The sequence below is a fragment of the Acinetobacter sp. H1(2024) genome (assembly GCF_046557555.1).
Taxonomy (GTDB): domain Bacteria; phylum Pseudomonadota; class Gammaproteobacteria; order Pseudomonadales; family Moraxellaceae; genus Acinetobacter; species Acinetobacter seifertii.
The window spans coordinates 29,832-48,528 of the sequence record NZ_JBKGFO010000007.1 but is presented as its reverse complement, the minus strand read 5'-3'; the positions used below and the strand labels follow the sequence as shown (position 1 = coordinate 48,528).

The window sequence follows — 18,697 nt, the reverse complement described above, 5'->3', positions numbered from 1 at the left end:
CAAATAGTACAGATCTGTACTATTTTATTTTTTGGAAAAGTTTTATGTCAAAATCTGCCTTAAAAATATTAGATACAGCCGAGAAGTTATTTAATGAAAATAGTTTTGTCGGGGTTGGCGTTGACTTGATTCGCGATGAATCTGGTTGCTCTAAAACCACTATGTACACGTACTATAAAAATAAAAATCAACTGGTTAAGTCTGTGCTCGTTGCACGTGATGAACGGTTTAAGCAAAGCCTTTTGGGTTATGTTGGAGATGCAACAGGGTTAGAGGCCATCAATAAGATTCTGGATTGGCACACCAATTGGTTTAGACAAGATTTTTTTAAAGGCTGTTTATTTGTAAGAGCAGTCGCTGAATCTAACCAAGATGATCAAGACATTATTTCTATTTCTAAAGCCCATAAACAATGGATTAAAGTGTTGATTGCGGAAAACTGCAATATACCCAATGGTGAAGCTTTATCTGAGCTGATCTATACGGTGATTGAAGGCTTAATTAGCCGCTTTTTAGTCGATGGTTTCGATGAAACACTTGCAATAAACATGAAAAATTCTATTAATCAATTATTTAATATTCATCAACATTAGCATGAGAACTTAAAATGGAAGTGGACCATATTTTTATTTGTGTACAATCAGGCGCTCCAGAAGCTGAAACTTTAAAAAAATTCGGTCTAACAGAAGGTTCATCCAACAAGCACCCGGATCAAGGTACCGAAAACAGACGCTTTTTCTTTAAAAATAGCTTTATCGAATTAATCTTTTTAAATAATCCAGAAGAAGCTTCAAGTGATCTCACAAAACCGACTCTGCTTTTTGAACGACTAAGTGCTCAAAATAATATTGCGTCCCCTTTTGGTATTTGTTTTCGCCCTAAAAATAAAGATGATAACGGTGCAAAATTTCCTAATTGGGTTTACAAGCCAAGCTATTTACCAGCCAGCTTAGAAGTAAATGTTGCCAAAGATTCTGTGGTAACTGAACCGATGTGGTTCTTCCTTTCATTTGCTTCACGACCAGACCTTGCTGCAAAAGAAAAACAACAACCACTTGTTCATAGCAAAGATTTATCAGAAATCACTGCGATTAAACTTTCTATTCCAAACCTTGAAAAGCACCCTACTTCATTGCTGTTCAATTCGCTTGATGATTTTGAAGTGACTGATGGATCGGAGCATTTAATGGAAATTAGTTTTGATCATGAACCTCAAGGAATGATTCATGATTTCAGACCAGAGCTGCCGCTTATTTTTAAATATTAAAACTCTTAGTTTCTAATAAAAAACTGTGATTTATGGCAAATCACAGTTTTATTTAAATTGAATCACAGTAAAAACGGCAATAGCTTAAGCAATTTTCCCATCAATAATGCCCTTTTCCTTTAATGCAGCAAGCTCTTCTGCTGTTTTAAATCTCGATAAGATTTGAGCGGTATGTTCACCTAGCTCTGGCGGTGCATGATGATATTCAACTGGAGTATCAGACAACTTGATGGGTGAACCAATCGTTTGAAAGCTTTCATTCAAACGATGAGGAATATTCACCACCAAATTACGATGTACGATTTGTGGTTCAGCCAAAGCATCTTCAATAGAGTTGATAACACCTACGGGTACTTTAAGCGCATGAATCATCTCAACCCACTCTTTAGCAGTTTTATGCAAAAAGTGCTCCGACAATAAAGGAATCAGTTCATTTCGATATTTGACGCGGTCTTGGTTGCGCACAAATTTTTCATTTTCGAGTAACTCTGGATAACCAATCGCAACACACAAATCTTTAAACTGTTTATCGTTACCGCAAGCAATAATAAATTCTTTATCTTTAGCCTTAAAAGTTTGATACGGCACAATACTCGGGTGTTGATTACCCATGCGCTGCGGGGCTTTACCTGAAGCTAAATAGTTCATTCCCTGATTTGCCAGTGCCGCGACCTGTACATCAAGGAGTGACATATCAATATACTGACCGCGCCCCGTGTGCGAACGCGCAATCAATGCGGCCTGAATCGCGATGGTGGAATATAAACCCGTTTGAATATCTACCACAGCCACACCAACTTTTTGTGCACCACCGCCTGCCACATCATCAGGCTCGCCGGTAATACTCATTAAGCCGGACATACCTTGAATAATAAAATCATAACCGGGTTCTTCTGCACGTGGGCCATCTTGTCCAAAACCAGTAATCGAGCAATAAACAATATTTGGGTTTAGCTCACTTAAGGAAGCGTAGTCCAAACCATATTTAGCCAAAGACCCTGTCTTATAATTTTCAATGACGACATCCGCAGTCTTGGCGATTTCATAAATTAAGGCCTGACCTTCGGGTGTGGTTATGTCTACCGCAACCGAATATTTATTGCGGTTGGTACACTGGAAATAACCAGATTCACGAGTCATGTTTCCATCTTGATCGGGCATCCATGGTGGCCCCCACATACGGGTGTCATCACCGACTTGAGGACGTTCAATTTTAATCACTTCCGCGCCAAGGTCTGCCAAGATTTGCCCACACCACGGCCCTGCAAGCACACGACTTAAATCTAAAACCCGAATTCCTTGTAATGCACCCATAACGATACCCTTATCTTTTAGAAGGCACTCAACGCACCTTCTTGTCATTGTTTATGATTGTTTTTGCGGATCGTACTGACGATCTTTAATAAATAATCCCGGCAATACACCCGCCACAAAATACGCAGCGCCCATCACAATAAAGGCCATGGTAAACGTACCGCCCGATGCCAAGAAACCAATGGTAGCTGGTGCAATCGCTGCCCCGACACGACCAATGTTGTAAGCACCGCCAATGGCTGTTCCGCGCACATCGGTTGAAAAACTTTCAGCCATATAAGTCGCATTCACACCGTATGGAATGCCATATAAGAAGCCAAAAGTGATTAATAAATACAGAATATTGTCAGGGGTATTGAAGAAAATAATGATTGGCAAGAACACTGCGCTGGCTATTGTTCCAAACACAAAAACAGCACGGCGGTTAAATTTATCAGCAAGATAACCCGCTAAAATTTTGCCTAAAATCATTGCAGTATATGAACCCACCATATAACTGGTTAAGTTTTTAAAGTTCATATGCACTTCTGTTTCTAAATAACTTGGCATCCAGTTGTTAATGCCGTAATAACCAAACTGCAAGAAAAATGCTGTGGTCATCCACAACAGAAACATTTTACGGTGCTTAAAATTATTAAAGATTTGTTTGTAGATACTGCTACTTTTCGGCTTTTCAGCCACCACTCTTTCTTTAGATTGTCTATTGCCTTGCAAGCTTTCAATTTTGGTGAGCTGCCAAGATTTTGGCTCTGGTACAAAGCGTTGCAGGAAAATATTAACAAAAGCAGGCACCACAGTCAGGAAGAACAAAACACGCCAGCCATGATCTGGAATAATTGCGCCAGCTAATAACGTCGCAGCAATATAACCTACGGTCTGACCCGTCTGTAATGTGCCCAATACCGTTGTACGGTACGTGGTTGGCACATATTCAGCCATTAAGGTATTACATGCCATATAAAGCGCTCCAATTCCTAAAGCACCAATAAAACGTAGAGCCATAAATTGCTCGAAGCTTTGCGTAAAACCCAATAAGCAAGTCGCTACAGAAAAGAAGGTTACTGAGTTGGCAATGGTTCGTACGCGACCAAACTTATCACATGCCCAACCACCCAAAATACCGCCAATACCCATCCCAGCCAAAGAAGCACTGCCTAAGGCACCCGCTTGAAAGGTACTTAAACCAAACTCTGCCTTTAAACTGGTCAAGCTATAAGACAACAGCATAATATCTATGCCATCGACCACCATTGCAAAATAGGCAAATAACAACGCCCATTTCCATGTATTTGGTCCAATCTTTTCGTATGTCCCAAGGTTACTTGGAAATGTATTTCTTAATTCTTTCGATATTACTTGAACGTCATTGTTCATCTTTAGTTCCTCATTTTCCCAAATGAGTCATCGATAGCTTACTTATGTTTTCTGTATGACTTAATCTTCTATACTTTTCATAATCTTACATTTAGTTTTAAGTACACAGAGGCGTATCTTTACATGAGTATCCTTACGATGAATCTTGTCATTATCCATAAATTTTTGCGTAAAAATCCCTAAAGGCGTTCTCGAAAGAACACCTCTATCTTTTAAATGAATGAGTTAGTTACTAAATGCTGCGATGCCTGTTTGTGCACGACCTAGAATTAAAGCATGAACGTCATGTGTACCTTCATAGGTGTTCACAACTTCAAGATTGACCAAATGGCGTGCCACGCCAAACTCGTCACTAATACCGTTTCCACCCATCATGTCACGCGCCATGCGGGCAATATCAAGCGCTTTCCCACAGTTATTACGCTTAATTAAAGATGTGCCTTCAACTGATGCAATGCCTTCATCTTTCATACGGCCAAAACGTAAAGCCACTTGCAAACCCAACGCAATTTCAGTTTGCATATCTGCCAGTTTCTTTTGAATCAACTGATTGGCGGCCAACGGACGACCAAATTGTTTGCGGTCCATGGTGTATTGATGTGCGGTATGCCAGCAGAACTCGGCAGCACCCATTGCCCCCCATGCAATGCCATAGCGGGCGCTATTTAGACAGGTAAATGGGCCTTTTAAACCTCGAATTTCAGGGAATGCGTTCTCTTCAGGTACAAATACGTTATCCATCACGATTTCACCTGTAATCGATGCACGTAAACCGACCTTGCCATGAATGGCAGGTGCAGATAGACCTTCCCAGCCCTTTTCTAAAATGAAGCCGCGAATATCACCGACATTACCTTCAGCAGAAACTTCTTTTGCCCAAACAACAAATACATCGGCAATTGGACTGTTGGTAATCCACATTTTTGCGCCGCTTAAACGGTAACCACCATCAACTTTTTTAGCACGGGTAATCATACTGCCCGGGTCTGAACCATGATCAGGCTCGGTCAAACCAAAACAACCAATGTATTCACCAGTAGCTAGTTTAGGTAAGTACTTTTGCTTTTGCTCTTCGGTACCAAATTCATGAATCGGAACCATCACCAATGAGCTTTGCACACTCGCCATAGAGCGGTAGCCCGAGTCGACATATTCAATTTCACGCGCAACTAAACCGTAACTCACATAGTTCAAACCAGCACCGCCATATTGCTCAGGAATGGTTGGGCCCAGTAAGCCAAGCTCTCCCATTTCACGAAAAATAGATGGATCTGTTTTTTCATGACGGAATTGTTCAAGTACACGTGGTTGCAAGCGTTCTTGGCAATAGGCATGAGCCGCATCACGAATCATGCGCTCATCTGGGCTAAGCTGTTGTTCAATTAAAAATGGGTCTTGCCAGTTAAATTGAACTTTTGCTTTTTTTGTTATCACCATGTGATTCATCGCATCCTCTGCTTGATTTGATCTTCTTTATTTAACTCGATGTTATGCGTGAAAAATGCAGTAATCAAACGATAAATGTTCATGCAGATATGCGACTTACGCATATTTAAAATAAGAAGGTTTAAATTTAGATATTTAATTCGTTGTATTTCATTAAAAATGGCTTATTTTTATACTAAACTTTGATATCTGCATGTAGGTCATATGCTGTTTTGAAATATGACGACAAATAAAAGGATTTTATTTATGCGAAGAAGCATCCCGTCTATTCAGGGCCTGATTTGCTTTGAAAGTGCAGCAAAACATCTAAGTTATACCTACGCTGCGCAAGAGTTATGTATTACCCAAAGCGCGGTATCTCGCCAAATTCAGCAATTAGAAGATTTCTTGGGTGTTGAACTTTTTATACGTACTCGGCATGGTGTTGAACTCACCATTGCAGGACAACAATACTTTAAAAGTATTAAACCCTACTTATTAGGGCTAGAGAAATGTACGGCCGATGTGATTTCTCATAAAGGTTTAGGTGGAACATTAAAGTTAGGTGTAGTTCCTACCTTCGCAACGCGATGGTTATTACCCAAACTCCATCTTTTAAATCAAAAACACCCTGAAATTACGGTTCATTTAGAAACCAGTACCAAGCCCTTTTTATTTAATGACAATATTTTTGATGCTGCGATTTTTGCAGGTACGCAGCAGCAAATTGACCACTGGCCCGGCATACAAGCGCATTATTTAATGGATGAAGAAATTGTACCTGTATGCTCACCAAGACTCATCGAAAAGTATTTTCCAGATGCTGTGATGATTAATGAAAATACCTATGATTTAAGCTCTGAAGATCTGCTGAAAATTCCCCTACTGCAACAAACCACTCGGCCTAGTATTTGGCAAGAATGGTTTCTGACTCATCAGATGCAACACCCGAAACCTTTTGATGGACAACGCCATGAGTTATTTTCAATGCTTGCGGTTGCTGCGAGTCATGACATGGGAATGGCTTTAATTCCACAAATGTTGATTGAGTCTGAACTACAAAAAAAGGAACTGGTGATTGTTTCCAATAAAAAATTAAAAGGCAGCCGAAAGTACTACCTCATCCATTCGAGCCAAGACATCTCACCGACTATTCAAAAATTTGTTGAGTGGATTTACCAAGAACTAGAACAACTAAAGACTAATACGAATTAGCTCAGTAGCTTTCATTTACGCCCAATACTCACAAAAAAAGGTTGTGATTAATCAAATCACAACCTTTTTAGTTAAGCGTTAATGGCTTTGAAATTAATATTTCATTAATTGAATATCTGAACCGCTACGTTTCGGGTCAATTAAGATTTTGGCATGCTGTTCAGGGTCACGTAATGCTTCAAATGCACTAGTAACACCCTCTAAACCAACAACACCGGTAATGAGCGGTGAGCAGTTCACTTTACCTTCTGCAATCATATGCAGCGCATCTCGAAACTCAAGCGGTGTATAGCCCAACACAAACTGAATTTCTAACTCTTTATTAATTGCAAGTGCGGGTTCTATTTTATCACTTTGCATGCAGACGCCCACCCCAACAATTCGGGAAAACAAAGGTGCTCCTTCAATAATTTGCTGCAAAACACCCGGTACGCCCACACACTCAAAAATAATAGGACGTTTTGGCAAAGCACCTAATTTATCAATCATGCGCCATCCATGCCACCAAGGTAAGCGAGTCGCTTGTAACTTATCAAACAACCCCATGCCCATGTTAATAGCATCCGAAACATTGCCAAGTAAACCAAACTCTTTCCAGTTAGCAAATGGCGATGTCTCTTTAGGGTCTACCACAATATCGGCACCGCATTGCTCGGCAAGCTTACGACGGTTTGGAGAAAAGTCGCTGGCAACTACAGTTTTAACCCCAGCTGCTTTAAGCATTAATATGACACCTAGCCCAACAGGACCACAGCCAATTACAATCGCAGGTTCACCAGTTTTCACACGGCTACGACGAACAGCATGCAATGCAACCGCCATAGGTTCAGTCATGGCAGCACTATCTGCATCTAGACCATTCGGTACTTCAAACATCAAGCTCGATTGAGCCAATACTTGCTCAGCATAACCGCCCGAAGCATTTGGGGAAAGTCCTGTAGACAAATAACCATGCTGATCTACATTTAAAAGCGGCATTGCACAAACGAGTGTGTCGGCTTTAAATTTATGACGTGTTTTTGGACCGTAGTCTAAAACCTTGCCGCAAAACTCATGTCCTAGTACAAACGGGTCTGTGGACTTCGCTAAACCATTAAACCCTACACGTGCAGCCAAATCATGCATGTGGTCGCAGTGGTGCTGCATATGTAAATCTGAACCACAGATCCCGCATCGCACCACTTCCAATAAAACTTGCCCTTTTGCAGGTGTTAAATTCGGTTGATCCACGACTTGTAATGTTGCTTGATGACAAAGTACCGACTTCATTTGAGTGCTTCCTATTTCTTCTTTTTCATTTACTTGCCAGAAATAGATTTCTACAGATAAATTAATCGCTTTATCGGTTTGGTCTTTAGCAAGCCTTTATTCATCTTTACAACTAAAAGGCAAAATACCAATGACCATTCTTCAGCCAATCCACTCTTGAAGAGTCAACAAAACAGGCTCAGCGAAATTAAAAACAATAAAAATCTTGGTGCTTGTATCTTACACAGACTGCGTTGTCTTCTTAGGCCAGAACAATGTCATCAAAATTAAAACTTATACAAATATAGTAAGTTCAAAAAACTCAACTCAATGCTTTTCACAAAAACATAGCAAATCCAAACTTTTAACAGCAGCTCTAAACGGGCATGATGAACTGATACGAACAGATAAGAAGAAGTCTATGATTACAAAAACACTCCCCCTTACAGATATACACCGCCACCTTGATGGCAACATCCGCATTCAAACCATTTTAGAATTAGGCCAACAATACCATTTAGATTTGCCTGCTTACGACATTGAAACTTTACGACCACACGTACAAGTGATGGATAACCAACCAGACTTATTAAGTTTTTTATCTAAGCTCGATTGGGGCGTAAAAGTATTAGCCAGTTTAGATGCCTGCAAACGTATTGCTTTTGAAAACATGCAAGATGCAGCACAACAAGGCCTAGACTATGTAGAACTACGTTTTTCACCGGGTTATATGGGAATGACACATCAACTTCCACTTGAAGGCGTTGTTGAAGCAGTTATTGCAGGCGTAAAAGAAGGCAGTCAAGCTTACGGGGTAAAAGCGAATTTAATTGGCATTATGAGCCGTACTTTTGGTCAGGAAGCCTGCGAAAAAGAATTAAATGCCCTGCTTGCCCATAAAAATGATATTAAAGCGTTGGATCTTGCCGGAGATGAGCTTGGTTTTCCGGGCAATTTATTTATTGAACACTTTAAAAAAGCACGTGATGCAGGTTGGCACATTACGGTACATGCAGGTGAAGCTGCCGGCCCAGAAAGTATTTGGCAAGCTATTGAAGAATTAGGTGCCGAACGAATTGGACATGGCGTTAAAGCAGTTCAAGATTTAAAACTTTTAGATTATTTAGCGAAACATAAGATTGGGATTGAGTCTTGTCTCACCTCAAATATTCAAACCAACACAGTATCTTCTTTAGCAGAGCACCCATTAAAGAATTTTTTAGAACATGGTGTACTTGCCACTATTAATACGGATGATCCAGCGGTTGAAGGCATTGAGATACAACATGAATATTTAACTGCTGCCCCTTTAGCTGGTTTAAGCCCTGAGCAAATTTATACAGCTCAAGAAAATGGTCTTAAAATCGCATTTTTGTCAGATCAAGAAAAAGATGAGTTAAGGCAGAAATATCAATAACAGAGAACAGAGCTTATATAAATAAGTTCAAATATTGGAGCGTGTATGAATTAAATTTAGATATATAAAACAAAAAAAAATCCTTCCACCTTTAAGGCTAGAAGAAATTGTTTTTAATATTTGGGATATTTTCAAAGCTTGAACGCTTTTAAATATGGTCGGAGCAGTAGGATTCGAACCTACGACCCCCTGGTCCCAAACCAGGTGCACTACCAGGCTGTGCTATGCTCCGAAATTGGGGTGAATGACGGGATTCGAACCCGCGACAACTGGAATCACAATCCAGGGCTCTACCAACTGAGCTACATCCACCATCAAATAAGTTCTATGTACCAAGCTACCAAATGGCGCGCCTGACAGGATTCGAACCTGTGACCATCCGCTTAGAAGGCGGATGCTCTATCCAACTGAGCTACAGGCGCTTAACCGATGATGCTTATCATGCGATACTTCGCCGATCTTAAAATATTATTTTAAGTGGTCGGAGCAGTAGGATTCGAACCTACGACCCCCTGGTCCCAAACCAGGTGCACTACCAGGCTGTGCTATGCTCCGATCTATCTCAGCTTTTGCTGTATCGCACATCGTGCGGTACGGTGTGCATTCTAGGCGCGACGCCCTCAGACGTCAACACCTATTCTAAAAAAAAGTTAAAAATCCTTATCAAATGTATATTTAACAAGCATTTTGAGGTTTTTTAACGTTTTAACGATGCACTAAAGGCTAACATTCGATCTAAAGGCATTTTGGCACGTTCAGCTAGCGCTGGATCGACGTGTATTTCCTGATCAGCTTTTTGTAAAACTTCTAAAATTCCGTCAAGTTCATTCATTGCCATCCACGGACAGTGAGCACATGAACGACAAGTTGCCCCCTCACCCGCTGTTGGCGCCTCAACTAAAATCTTATTGGGTACTGCTTGCTGCATTTTGTAGAAAATACCGCGGTCTGTTGCCACAATGAGTCTTTCGTTTGGCAAAGTCTGTGCAGCTTTAATGAGTTGAGACGTACTACCTACCGCATCGGCAATTTCTACAACCGATTCTGGCGACTCTGGATGTACCAATACAGCAGCGTCTGGATACAGTGCTTTCATGCTGGCAATACCACGTGCACGGAATTCTTCATGCACAATACATGCACCATCCCAAAGCAACATATCAGCACCGGTTTTCTTTTGAATATAGCGACCTAAGTGCTGATCTGGTGCCCAAATAATTTTTTCGCCCAAGCTGTCTAGGTGCTCAACAATTTCAACCGCACAGCTTGAAGTTACGACCCAATCTGCACGTGCTTTAACAGCAGCCGATGTGTTTGCATAAACAACTACAGTATGGTCAGGGTGTTGATCACAAAATGCTGTGAACTCATCAACTGGACAGCCCAAGTCGAGTGAGCAAGTCGCTTCAAGTGTCGGCATTAAAATTGTTTTTTCAGGAGATAGAATTTTAGCTGTCTCTCCCATAAACTTTACACCAGCCACAACCAGTGTAGAAGCAGCATGATCGCGTCCAAAACGGGCCATTTCTAAAGAATCAGAAACACATCCACCTGTTTTTTCAGCAAGCTCTTGTACTTCAGGGTCGCAATAGTAATGAGCAACAAGGACAGCATCACGTTTTTTGAGCTCTGCTTCGATCTGTGCAAACTTTTGTTGTTTTGCTTCTTCACTTAAGCGATTGTCTTTTGGCTCACCTAAACGGTCTAAATGCGCTTGTACAATGTTTTTTGCATCGTTGGCAATTAAAGTCGCATCACTCATAAAACGTCTTCTCTATCCTTTATGCTGGCATACCTGCTCGCATATAACGTTACTGCTTAAATGATTTAATAGATTGAATCATTTAATATCAAAAGTTGGGGCTAATAAAAAAGCCTCTTTGTCGAGGCTTGATTATAACTGAATATTTACGAACGGTAATCTGCATTAATCTTGACATAGTCGTAAGATAAATCGCATGTGTAGACTGTATCTTTGGCTTGTCCGCGACCTAAGTCAACACGAATGGTAATTTCGGTTTGTGCCATAACACGTGCGCCCGCTTCTTCAGTATAGTCCTCGGCTGCACCACCATCTTTACAGATTTGTACGTCGTCTAGCCATACCTGAATTTTAGACACGTCTAAGTCTTTCACTCCAGCATAGCCAATTGCCGCTAAAATACGTCCCCAGTTCGGGTCAGATGCAAACAGTGCAGTTTTAACGAGTGGAGAATGTGCAATGCTATACGCAATGTCACAACACTCTTGAGTATTACCACCACCCTCTACAGCAACAGTAATGAACTTGGTCGCACCTTCGCCATCACGTATAATTAACTGTGCTAAACGGTTCATGACACGAGCAAGCACTTCTAATACTTTTGCGTAGCGCACATCGCTGTCTGATGTAATTTCAGTGCCACCAGCCTGACCAGTCGCCACAAAAATACAAGAGTCATTTGTTGAAGTATCACCATCAATGGTAATACGGTTAAATGAATGCTCAACCGTTGTCTTTAATAGCTTTTGGACTAAATCGCGGCTAATAGGCGCATCTGTAGCAACAAAGCTCAACATGGTTGCCATGTTTGGACGAATCATTCCAGCACCTTTACTAATACCGGTCATGGTATAAGTAATGCCATCAAGTTCAAATTGTTCAGATGCACCTTTAGGAACTGTATCTGTCGTCATAATGCCAGTTGCTGCATCATTCCAAGCAGCCTCTTGTACGCTATTTAATGCAGGTTGAAGACCAGCAAGTAAACGTTCCATTGGAAGCTGCTCACCAATCACCCCTGTAGAAAACGGAAGTACTTCAAAACTGTTCACACCAGCAAGCTCAGCTAACTTCGCGCAAGTAGCTTGAGCATTTTTTAAGCCTGTAGGTCCAGTACCCGCATTGGCATTACCTGTATTAATTACTAAATAACGAGGATTGCCTTGGGCAAGATGCGCTTTAGAGACATGAACAGGTGCTGCACAGAAGGCGTTTTGAGTAAATACACCCGCAACATTTGAACCTTCTGCAAACTCAAAAATGACTAAATCTCGTCGGTTTTGGTAACGTACATATGCTTCTGTTGAGCCAATTTTTACACCTTTTACCACATGCATTTGTGGCATTGTTACGTCGCCGACAGCCATTTTTAGAACATCCAGAGTTTGTTATGAAAAGATCAATATTTCAGAAAATAGCGAGGTCATAAAACCCGCTTTATATGAAATATCAGTATTGACAGCTTATTAGAAAAGCCTGAAAAAATCGAGCGCTAAAAATAGCTTATTTTTGCTCTAATTTTAATAAAATATCTTTCTTATCAAGACCACCAGCAAAACCCACTAAAGCACCACCCGCGCCAATGACTCGGTGACAAGGTGCAATAATTGAAATCGGGTTTTTACCATTGGCAGCCCCTACTGCTCGTACTGCTTTTTCATTGCCAATTTGAACAGCTATCTCTTTATAACTTCTTGTTTCGCCATAAGGAATGCTGAGTAATGCGGTCCATACCTGTTTTTGAAATGGTGTACCTTCAAAATCTAATGGCAATGTAAATTCACGGCGTTTGCCTTCAAAGTATTCTTTTAACTGTTGCTCAGTTTTTAATAAAACCGGATGCTCAGCTTGTTCGACCAGCTCTGCCAGTCGAACACGTTTTGGATTTTCATTGTCCCAAAGTACTGCCACCAAAGCATTTTCATTCGCAACTAGTTTTAATTGCCCAACAGGCGAATTGATATACTTATAAGACAGCAACATACTTTATCCTTTTAAGATGGAGACGAAATTTTCATTAGAACCAGTCCCGATACAATCAGTACAGCGGCAATCATTCTCATTGCACCAATAGGCTCATGAAGAAAAAATATACCCACTAAAAATGATCCAATTGCACCTATGCCTGTCCAAACCGTATAAGCAGTACCAAGAGGTAAAGTTTTCATTGATATTGAAAGTAGAACTACACTCAAAATCATAAAAACTACGGTAATAACACTAGGGGTTAAACGTGTAAAACCTTCAGACATTTTCATAGAATATGCCCAAATGATTTCAAATACACCTGCTAAAATTAAAATAGCCCAAGCCATAACATTCACTAATTTTTATAGTGTCAGGTCGTCCCGACATGATTACCCATTATGGGGGAGGTCGTTCCTCCTTATGTGAAGACTCAGTTTACTTTAAAATAAAAAATGAAGGCAAACCCGAACTCAAGCTTGCCTTTATCAGAAAATATTATACATTTTTGAGTTGTAGAATTTTCCGAGCACCATTTAAAACAAACAAAACAATAATCAATCCAATAATTAAATCAGGATAACGAGAGCCAGTGATTGCAACTAATATTCCCGCAATAATGACACCTAAGTTTACGATGACGTCATTGGCAGAGAATATATAACTCGCCTTCATATGTGCCCCACTCTCCTTATGATCTCTCATTAAATAAAGACAACTAACATTGGCTGCAAGCGCTAAACCACCAATTAAAATCATGAGAATTGAAACAGGTTCACTGCCGTATATAAAACGACGTAATACATCAACTAACACAATCATGGCTAAGCCAAACTGAAACCATCCGGAAATATATGCAGCCTTTAATTGAGCATTGAGGTTTTTACCCACCACAAATAAAGCAATTCCATAAATTGCCGCATCGGCAAACATATCGAGTGAGTCAGCAATTAATCCTGTTGATGACGCAATGATGCCTGCCATAAATTCGATAAAAAACATCACTGCATTAATAAGTAACAACCATTGTAAAACCTGTTTTTGTGCTGCATTGGCTGAAGAGCTAACACGTACCTTTTTAGGCTTTTCAACGGGTTCATAGTGAGGTTGAGTTTGCTGTAACTCTGCCCCTAAACCTAGGCGTTGCAGACTTTGGGTAATTTTTTCAGCTTCTGTACTGTGATATACCGCTAAATGACGAGTAGGTAAATCAAATTCAAGTTCTTGAATATGTTCAGCATAAGGTGCTAAAGCCATTCGCACCATTTGCTCTTCTGCTGCGCAATCCATGTGAGGAATATGGTAATAACTCACCCATTGGATTTTATTCACCATAGGTTCACTCGGCATAGAATAGTCCTGAGTTGCTACGCTTGAGCACCCACAGCTTGAGCAGCTTTTATTTACATTTATTTGATTCTCTTGTTTTTCTAAAGCCATCTTTGCACCATAACTGACACAAAAAACAATGCCATCAGTATAAACCAATGGCATGTCATTAAGCTTAATTTTTGTTCGGCAATTAAAACTTAAGTGTTAACCCAGCTCCATAATACCAACCATGTTCAGAGTCGGTTCCTGTTTGCCAAGCAGTTTGTTTAAAACCTTTTTCATAACTGTAACCGACATCAACAAATGGCATGACCTTTTTATTGATTTCATAACGGGTTTGAAAACCGGCTTGTAAACTCGACAGACCAGTTTTAATGGCATAGCGAGACTCATCCTGTAATACAACATCTGCTTTTAAGTAAGGTTTACCAATTAACTTTTGAGTAAAGAGTAAGTCTCTTTCAGTCTCTAAGCTTAACTTCCATAGCTGGTCTTCACCTGCATAAAGATAGGCATCGGTTTCAAAAAAGTAAGGCGCCATGCCATGTAAACCCACTACACCTGCCCAGCGATCTTGATTTCCAGCTTCTCTTTGTAAACGTTCATAATTTACACCAGCCTGTACATCCCAATAATCGGCAACATTGCGGCTATAAAGTACTGAACCACCATAATTAGCATCTTCTGACTCGGCTTTTTCAACGTGGGCTTTGATGAATAATTTGTTTTCATCAGTCCCTACCCAGCTTTCTAATTCAGACGAAAAACGTCCTTCCCCTTCTTCATTTTGAGTCCAGCCAGTATCAATTTTTGTTGCTTGATAAACCTGTCCACCATGTTCACGTAAATGATCATGCGTTAAGGGTTCTTGTGCCAAAACAAGAACCGGTACACTAGAGAAAGCACCGCAACAGATCATTTGAGAAAATAACTTAGTGATGCGCATGACTAGCTCCTTTTTCATTTTCAGATTGAACAGGTGCTTGAGATGCATCTACTGCTCCATCATTCACTTGAGCCACAATCAACTTATTCATCATCCCTGCACTCATGTGATAAAGCAGATGGCAATGAATCGCCCATTCTCCTAAAGCATCGGCTGTTAATAACGCAGTAACTGTCTTTCCTGGTGGAACAATAACGGTATGTTTATTTGGCAAGTTTTCAGCTTGCTGACCATTTTCCAATTGCATGAACATGCCATGTAAATGCATTGGATGAGCCATCATGCTGTCATTCACGAACTTCAAGCGAATACGTTCGCCATACTTAACTTGCAATGGCTCAGCTTCGCTAAATTTCTTGCCATTAATGGTCCAGATATAACGCTCCATGTTGCCGCCTAAACGAATAACAAGCTCTCGTTCTGGCGCACGTGTGTCTGGCTGAGGTGTTAAAGATTGCAAATCACTATATTGCAGCGCTTTCATATCCTCTGGTGTTGAAGCATTTGCCCAGCCATAAACGGGCTCATCCTTTTTAGGCTTATTCTCAGATTGCGCAGGCATCTCATGCTTCATATTCATCATCGCGTGGTCATGTTCGCTAGACGACATTGCCTGCATATCATGTTTCATTTGAGGCATCGCTGACATGTCATGCTTCATTTGCATCATAGAGTGATCATGTTCTTCAGATGACATATTTTTCATGTCATGATGATGGTTAACACTATCTTGAACCGCCTCTTTTTTCATTTTAGGCATTGATGACATGTCATGTTGCATAGTCATTTGATGGTCAGCATGTTGATCACTTTTACCACCATGATTCATGCCCATATCGTCCATAGTTAACAAAGCACGCGGACGCGGCTGTGGTATTTGAATTGGCCCAACAACCTGCGTATTTTCATCATGCAAAGTACCGATAGCGAAACCACTACGGTCAATAGACTCTGCTTCAATCTGATAATTTGCTTGTTTAGGTTCTACAATGACATCGTAAGTTTCCGCTGTGCCAATACGAAACTCGTCAATTGCAACAGGTTTAACTGGCTGTCCGTCTGCACTCACGACTGTCATTTTTAAATTTGGAATTCTGACATCAAAAAAAGACATTGCCGATGCATTAATAAATCGTAATCGAACCTTATCGCCAGCTTTGAAGTTACCTGTCCAGTTTTGCACTGGTGTCTTGCCGTTAACTAAGAAGGTATAACCCGTCACATCAGATATATCTGTTTTTAACATTCGCATCTGATTCCACATCGAACGATCTTGCCAAGTTGCCTTTAAGCCTTGTGCTTTAACTTGCTTCCAAACATCAGATACGGTTTCACGGCGGTTTTGATAATACTCAGCAGATTTCTTCAAATTCTTTAAAATACTATCACTAGAAGAGTTATGAAAATCTGAAAGCATCACCACATAATCACGGTCAGCTTTTTCATGCGCCGCTACGGGTATTTTTCCTTTTGGATAAATCACGAGCGGGCCATATAAACCATCTTGCTCTTGGCCTTTACTATGGGCGTGATACCAATATGTGCCATTTTGTTTCACCTTAAAACGGTAAACAAAATCTCCGTTTGGCGCGATTCCTTTAAAACCATTGAAACCCGGTACACCATCCATTAACCCAGGTAGTAATAAGCCATGCCAGTGTAAAGAGGTATCTTGATTCTTTAATTGGTTATGAACGTGAATAACAGCCTCATCTCCTTCCTCAAACTCAAGGAGTGGTGCTGTAAACTTGCCATTTACGGTAATTCGCTTGAGCGGCTGACCCGTAACATTGACCTGTTGTTCATTAATATTAAGGTGATATTCCTTAATTGCCGCGAGGGTCCATGGTGAAACCAATAGACCAAATACAGCGACGAGGCTGCTAATTGTTTTATGAGACATTGCTGTAATCCTTTGAACTAAAAAATAAGTAAGAAAGGATTAAGCTTTTGGAGGACGTAAGATTTCTTGCCAGTATCCGGCTAAATGTTGAGCCTGATAAATACTACTAAATTGAGATGAAATAGGAATAAATGATGTTTCAATATCTGGTACAGCTTGCTGTAAAGCCAGATTCACCATTTGGCAATGGACTGGGTTACAGTCTTGGCAGTGTTCACCATGTTGATGAGAAACTTTAACCATAGATTGATGACATATCGCCTGATCATCAGCTTGAACATGCATCGTGTGATGTGTCATTTGTTGACTATGGCATGGCATTGTATGAAGATCATGCTGCATAGGCATCTGAGCAACAGACACGCCACTCCACCCAATGACCAAAGTCATTAGGAACACAAACCAAGCATACTTGCGTAAGTGTTGCAGCGTCATCATTTATTGCCTTGAGCAATCCATTTACCTATGGGATATAAGCATAACCAAGTTTTAAAACAGATACAATTTTACATTTTAATTGATTGTTTTTATGGTCATTAAGCAAACGGAGCTTGATGCTGAAGAATTAAATCAATCACTTCTAATACACCTTCTCGTTCATTACTTACCGTTGTATAAGGTGCTACTGCTTTTAAAGCTTCAATAGCATTTTCAACCGCAAACCCATAACCAACTGCTTTAATCATCTGAATATCATTATTGTTATCGCCAATCGCAACCACTTGATTAGCTTCAATCTGCCATTTTTGCAATAATAGCTTCAAACCATGTGCTTTATGTTGGTCCGGAAGTATCAAATCGATAAAACCAAAACCACTTGAAACAGGAACCAATATTTTATCTGCCACAAAACTTTGCTTCTGAAAATGTTCAAAAATTGCAAAACTTTCGTTTTCCTGAGCAGTAAAAGTAATTTTACACACCAGATCATCTAACGTATAAAAGTCATCGATAACTGTCAGCTTCTCAAAATATCGAGCGACTTTAGCGTAGTCCTCTGCATTCATACTCCTATGTACATAAGCGCTCTGTTTTCCACAGATCACCATAGTCGAGGTATACACAGAGTCAATCGCTTTTAGAATCTTACCAAACTGTTCTTTGCTTAAATGGGCAAAAGCAATTTCTTGCCCTGCATCAACAACATGTGCCCCATTTTCTGCAATGAAAGCAATTTCATGATTAATTTCTGGAAAATAGGTCACAAGCTTTGCAAGTTGGTTACCGCTGGCCACCACAAAATGAATATTATTTTGTTTTAGTTGTTCATACTGTTTTAAAAAACGTGCTTTGTTGTACTGCTTCTTAGAATTAAGAAAAGTCCCATCCATATCTACCGCTAAAATTTTTACCGACATTAATTATCAAGATCTCTTACTAAAAACTTATTAAAGCAAATTTAGCTTTACTTTTCATGACACTTTTACAGTTTTCTATCTATTATGTTTTAAAAGCTTTACACAGCTCTATCTCGTTTTTTGCACAGGTTATTTTTTAGTAAAGCTCAATAAAAAATCAGGTAATAAAAT

17 protein-coding genes and 4 tRNA genes are annotated in these 18,697 nt (G+C 40.2%); 4 read left to right on the top strand and 17 right to left on the bottom strand.

All coding sequences use genetic code 11. From position 1 onward, the window contains the following. Positions 1-44 precede the first annotated feature (44 nt). Together ACLCEG_RS16225 and ACLCEG_RS16220 are read left to right on the top strand one after the other, a co-directional pair. A complete protein-coding gene (locus ACLCEG_RS16225; protein ID WP_014208449.1) occupies positions 45-593 on the top strand; it encodes a TetR/AcrR family transcriptional regulator in 549 nt (182 codons plus the stop codon). A 14-nt stretch (positions 594-607) separates the two neighbouring features. Beyond that, positions 608-1,267, top strand: coding sequence for a VOC family protein (locus ACLCEG_RS16220; RefSeq protein ID WP_410568333.1), 660 nt, complete (start codon positions 608-610; stop codon positions 1,265-1,267). Between the two features lie 84 nt (positions 1,268-1,351). Here ACLCEG_RS16220 and ACLCEG_RS16215 read toward each other — a convergent pair whose 3' ends face one another. From ACLCEG_RS16215 to ACLCEG_RS16205, 3 genes are all read right to left on the bottom strand, one after another. Continuing rightward, the gene (locus tag ACLCEG_RS16215; RefSeq protein WP_410568331.1) at positions 1,352-2,581 is read right to left on the bottom strand and encodes a CaiB/BaiF CoA transferase family protein; all 1,230 of its coding nucleotides are present in this window, start codon (positions 2,579-2,581) and stop codon (positions 1,352-1,354) included. A gap of 51 nt (positions 2,582-2,632) precedes the next feature. Then, a complete protein-coding gene (locus ACLCEG_RS16210) occupies positions 2,633-3,955 on the bottom strand; it encodes an MFS transporter (RefSeq protein ID WP_410568329.1) in 1,323 nt (440 codons plus the stop codon). A gap of 225 nt (positions 3,956-4,180) precedes the next feature. After that, entirely contained in the window at positions 4,181-5,401 is a 1,221-nt protein-coding gene (locus tag ACLCEG_RS16205) for an acyl-CoA dehydrogenase (protein ID WP_410568327.1), read from the bottom strand. A 246-nt stretch (positions 5,402-5,647) separates the two neighbouring features. Between ACLCEG_RS16205 and ACLCEG_RS16200 the strand changes: the two genes are divergently transcribed. Further along, positions 5,648-6,595: a LysR substrate-binding domain-containing protein gene (locus ACLCEG_RS16200; RefSeq protein WP_001254613.1), complete on the top strand. Its 948-nt coding sequence runs from the start codon at positions 5,648-5,650 to the stop codon at positions 6,593-6,595. 93 nt (positions 6,596-6,688) lie between these two features. Here ACLCEG_RS16200 and ACLCEG_RS16195 read toward each other — a convergent pair whose 3' ends face one another. Beyond that, positions 6,689-7,864: a zinc-binding dehydrogenase gene (locus ACLCEG_RS16195; RefSeq protein ID WP_410568325.1), complete on the bottom strand. Its 1,176-nt coding sequence runs from the start codon at positions 7,862-7,864 to the stop codon at positions 6,689-6,691. 400 nt (positions 7,865-8,264) lie between these two features. On the opposite strand from ACLCEG_RS16195, the gene add reads away from it, so the two are divergent. After that, positions 8,265-9,260: an adenosine deaminase gene (add, locus tag ACLCEG_RS16190; RefSeq protein WP_410568323.1), complete on the top strand. Its 996-nt coding sequence runs from the start codon at positions 8,265-8,267 to the stop codon at positions 9,258-9,260. Positions 9,261-9,415: 155 nt separating this feature from the next. Here the strand turns inward: add and ACLCEG_RS16185 are convergent. From ACLCEG_RS16185 to ACLCEG_RS16125, 13 genes are all read right to left on the bottom strand, one after another. Next, positions 9,416-9,492: transfer RNA gene (locus tag ACLCEG_RS16185), tRNA-Pro, on the bottom strand. A 4-nt stretch (positions 9,493-9,496) separates the two neighbouring features. Beyond that, positions 9,497-9,572 (bottom strand) — tRNA-His (locus tag ACLCEG_RS16180). Positions 9,573-9,605: 33 nt separating this feature from the next. Further along, positions 9,606-9,682, bottom strand: a tRNA-Arg gene (locus tag ACLCEG_RS16175). 56 nt (positions 9,683-9,738) lie between these two features. Then, a tRNA-Pro gene (locus ACLCEG_RS16170) sits at positions 9,739-9,815 on the bottom strand. A 142-nt stretch (positions 9,816-9,957) separates the two neighbouring features. After that, positions 9,958-11,022 carry a quinolinate synthase NadA gene (gene nadA, locus ACLCEG_RS16165; protein WP_410568321.1) on the bottom strand — a complete coding sequence of 355 codons (1,065 nt, stop codon included), beginning with the start codon at positions 11,020-11,022 and terminating at the stop codon, positions 9,958-9,960. Positions 11,023-11,168: 146 nt separating this feature from the next. Next, a complete protein-coding gene (gene argJ / locus ACLCEG_RS16160; RefSeq protein ID WP_410568319.1) occupies positions 11,169-12,389 on the bottom strand; it encodes a bifunctional glutamate N-acetyltransferase/amino-acid acetyltransferase ArgJ in 1,221 nt (406 codons plus the stop codon). A 136-nt stretch (positions 12,390-12,525) separates the two neighbouring features. After that, positions 12,526-13,005 carry a methylated-DNA--[protein]-cysteine S-methyltransferase gene (locus ACLCEG_RS16155; protein WP_004710459.1) on the bottom strand — a complete coding sequence of 160 codons (480 nt, stop codon included), beginning with the start codon at positions 13,003-13,005 and terminating at the stop codon, positions 12,526-12,528. Between the two features lie 11 nt (positions 13,006-13,016). Beyond that, positions 13,017-13,337: a DMT family transporter gene (locus ACLCEG_RS16150; RefSeq protein ID WP_002115842.1), complete on the bottom strand. Its 321-nt coding sequence runs from the start codon at positions 13,335-13,337 to the stop codon at positions 13,017-13,019. A 148-nt stretch (positions 13,338-13,485) separates the two neighbouring features. Continuing rightward, the gene (locus ACLCEG_RS16145) at positions 13,486-14,481 is read right to left on the bottom strand and encodes a cation transporter (protein WP_410568317.1); all 996 of its coding nucleotides are present in this window, start codon (positions 14,479-14,481) and stop codon (positions 13,486-13,488) included. 28 nt (positions 14,482-14,509) lie between these two features. Then, positions 14,510-15,265 (bottom strand): copper resistance protein B, encoded by a 756-nt coding sequence (locus ACLCEG_RS16140; protein WP_198071606.1) that lies wholly within the window; start codon positions 15,263-15,265, stop codon positions 14,510-14,512. Further along, a complete protein-coding gene (locus tag ACLCEG_RS16135) occupies positions 15,252-17,168 on the bottom strand; it encodes a copper resistance system multicopper oxidase (protein ID WP_410568315.1) in 1,917 nt (638 codons plus the stop codon). The genes ACLCEG_RS16140 and ACLCEG_RS16135 overlap by 14 nt, the downstream gene beginning before the upstream one ends. Positions 17,169-17,207: 39 nt before the next feature. After that, complete coding sequence (locus ACLCEG_RS16130) at positions 17,208-17,603, bottom strand: hypothetical protein (protein ID WP_025469204.1); 396 nt, start codon at positions 17,601-17,603, stop codon at positions 17,208-17,210. 101 nt (positions 17,604-17,704) lie between these two features. Continuing rightward, on the bottom strand, positions 17,705-18,526 hold the full coding sequence (locus ACLCEG_RS16125) for a Cof-type HAD-IIB family hydrolase (protein ID WP_134262072.1): 822 nt from the start codon (positions 18,524-18,526) through the stop codon (positions 17,705-17,707). Positions 18,527-18,697 lie beyond the last annotated feature (171 nt).

Coding starts and splice junctions, on each gene's coding strand:
- ACLCEG_RS16225 (WP_014208449.1), top strand. CDS start 45: ATGTCAAAATCTGCCTTAAAAATATTAGATACAGCCGAGAAGTTATTT.
- ACLCEG_RS16220 (WP_410568333.1), top strand. CDS start 608: ATGGAAGTGGACCATATTTTTATTTGTGTACAATCAGGCGCTCCAGAA.
- ACLCEG_RS16215 (WP_410568331.1), bottom strand. CDS start 2,581: ATGGGTGCATTACAAGGAATTCGGGTTTTAGATTTAAGTCGTGTGCTT.
- ACLCEG_RS16210 (WP_410568329.1), bottom strand. CDS start 3,955: ATGAACAATGACGTTCAAGTAATATCGAAAGAATTAAGAAATACATTT.
- ACLCEG_RS16205 (WP_410568327.1), bottom strand. CDS start 5,401: ATGAATCACATGGTGATAACAAAAAAAGCAAAAGTTCAATTTAACTGG.
- ACLCEG_RS16200 (WP_001254613.1), top strand. CDS start 5,648: ATGCGAAGAAGCATCCCGTCTATTCAGGGCCTGATTTGCTTTGAAAGT.
- ACLCEG_RS16195 (WP_410568325.1), bottom strand. CDS start 7,864: ATGAAGTCGGTACTTTGTCATCAAGCAACATTACAAGTCGTGGATCAA.
- add (WP_410568323.1), top strand. CDS start 8,265: ATGATTACAAAAACACTCCCCCTTACAGATATACACCGCCACCTTGAT.
- nadA (WP_410568321.1), bottom strand. CDS start 11,022: ATGAGTGATGCGACTTTAATTGCCAACGATGCAAAAAACATTGTACAA.
- argJ (WP_410568319.1), bottom strand. CDS start 12,389: ATGGCTGTCGGCGACGTAACAATGCCACAAATGCATGTGGTAAAAGGT.
- ACLCEG_RS16155 (WP_004710459.1), bottom strand. CDS start 13,005: ATGTTGCTGTCTTATAAGTATATCAATTCGCCTGTTGGGCAATTAAAA.
- ACLCEG_RS16150 (WP_002115842.1), bottom strand. CDS start 13,337: ATGGCTTGGGCTATTTTAATTTTAGCAGGTGTATTTGAAATCATTTGG.
- ACLCEG_RS16145 (WP_410568317.1), bottom strand. CDS start 14,481: ATGCCATTGGTTTATACTGATGGCATTGTTTTTTGTGTCAGTTATGGT.
- ACLCEG_RS16140 (WP_198071606.1), bottom strand. CDS start 15,265: ATGCGCATCACTAAGTTATTTTCTCAAATGATCTGTTGCGGTGCTTTC.
- ACLCEG_RS16135 (WP_410568315.1), bottom strand. CDS start 17,168: ATGTCTCATAAAACAATTAGCAGCCTCGTCGCTGTATTTGGTCTATTG.
- ACLCEG_RS16130 (WP_025469204.1), bottom strand. CDS start 17,603: ATGACGCTGCAACACTTACGCAAGTATGCTTGGTTTGTGTTCCTAATG.
- ACLCEG_RS16125 (WP_134262072.1), bottom strand. CDS start 18,526: ATGTCGGTAAAAATTTTAGCGGTAGATATGGATGGGACTTTTCTTAAT.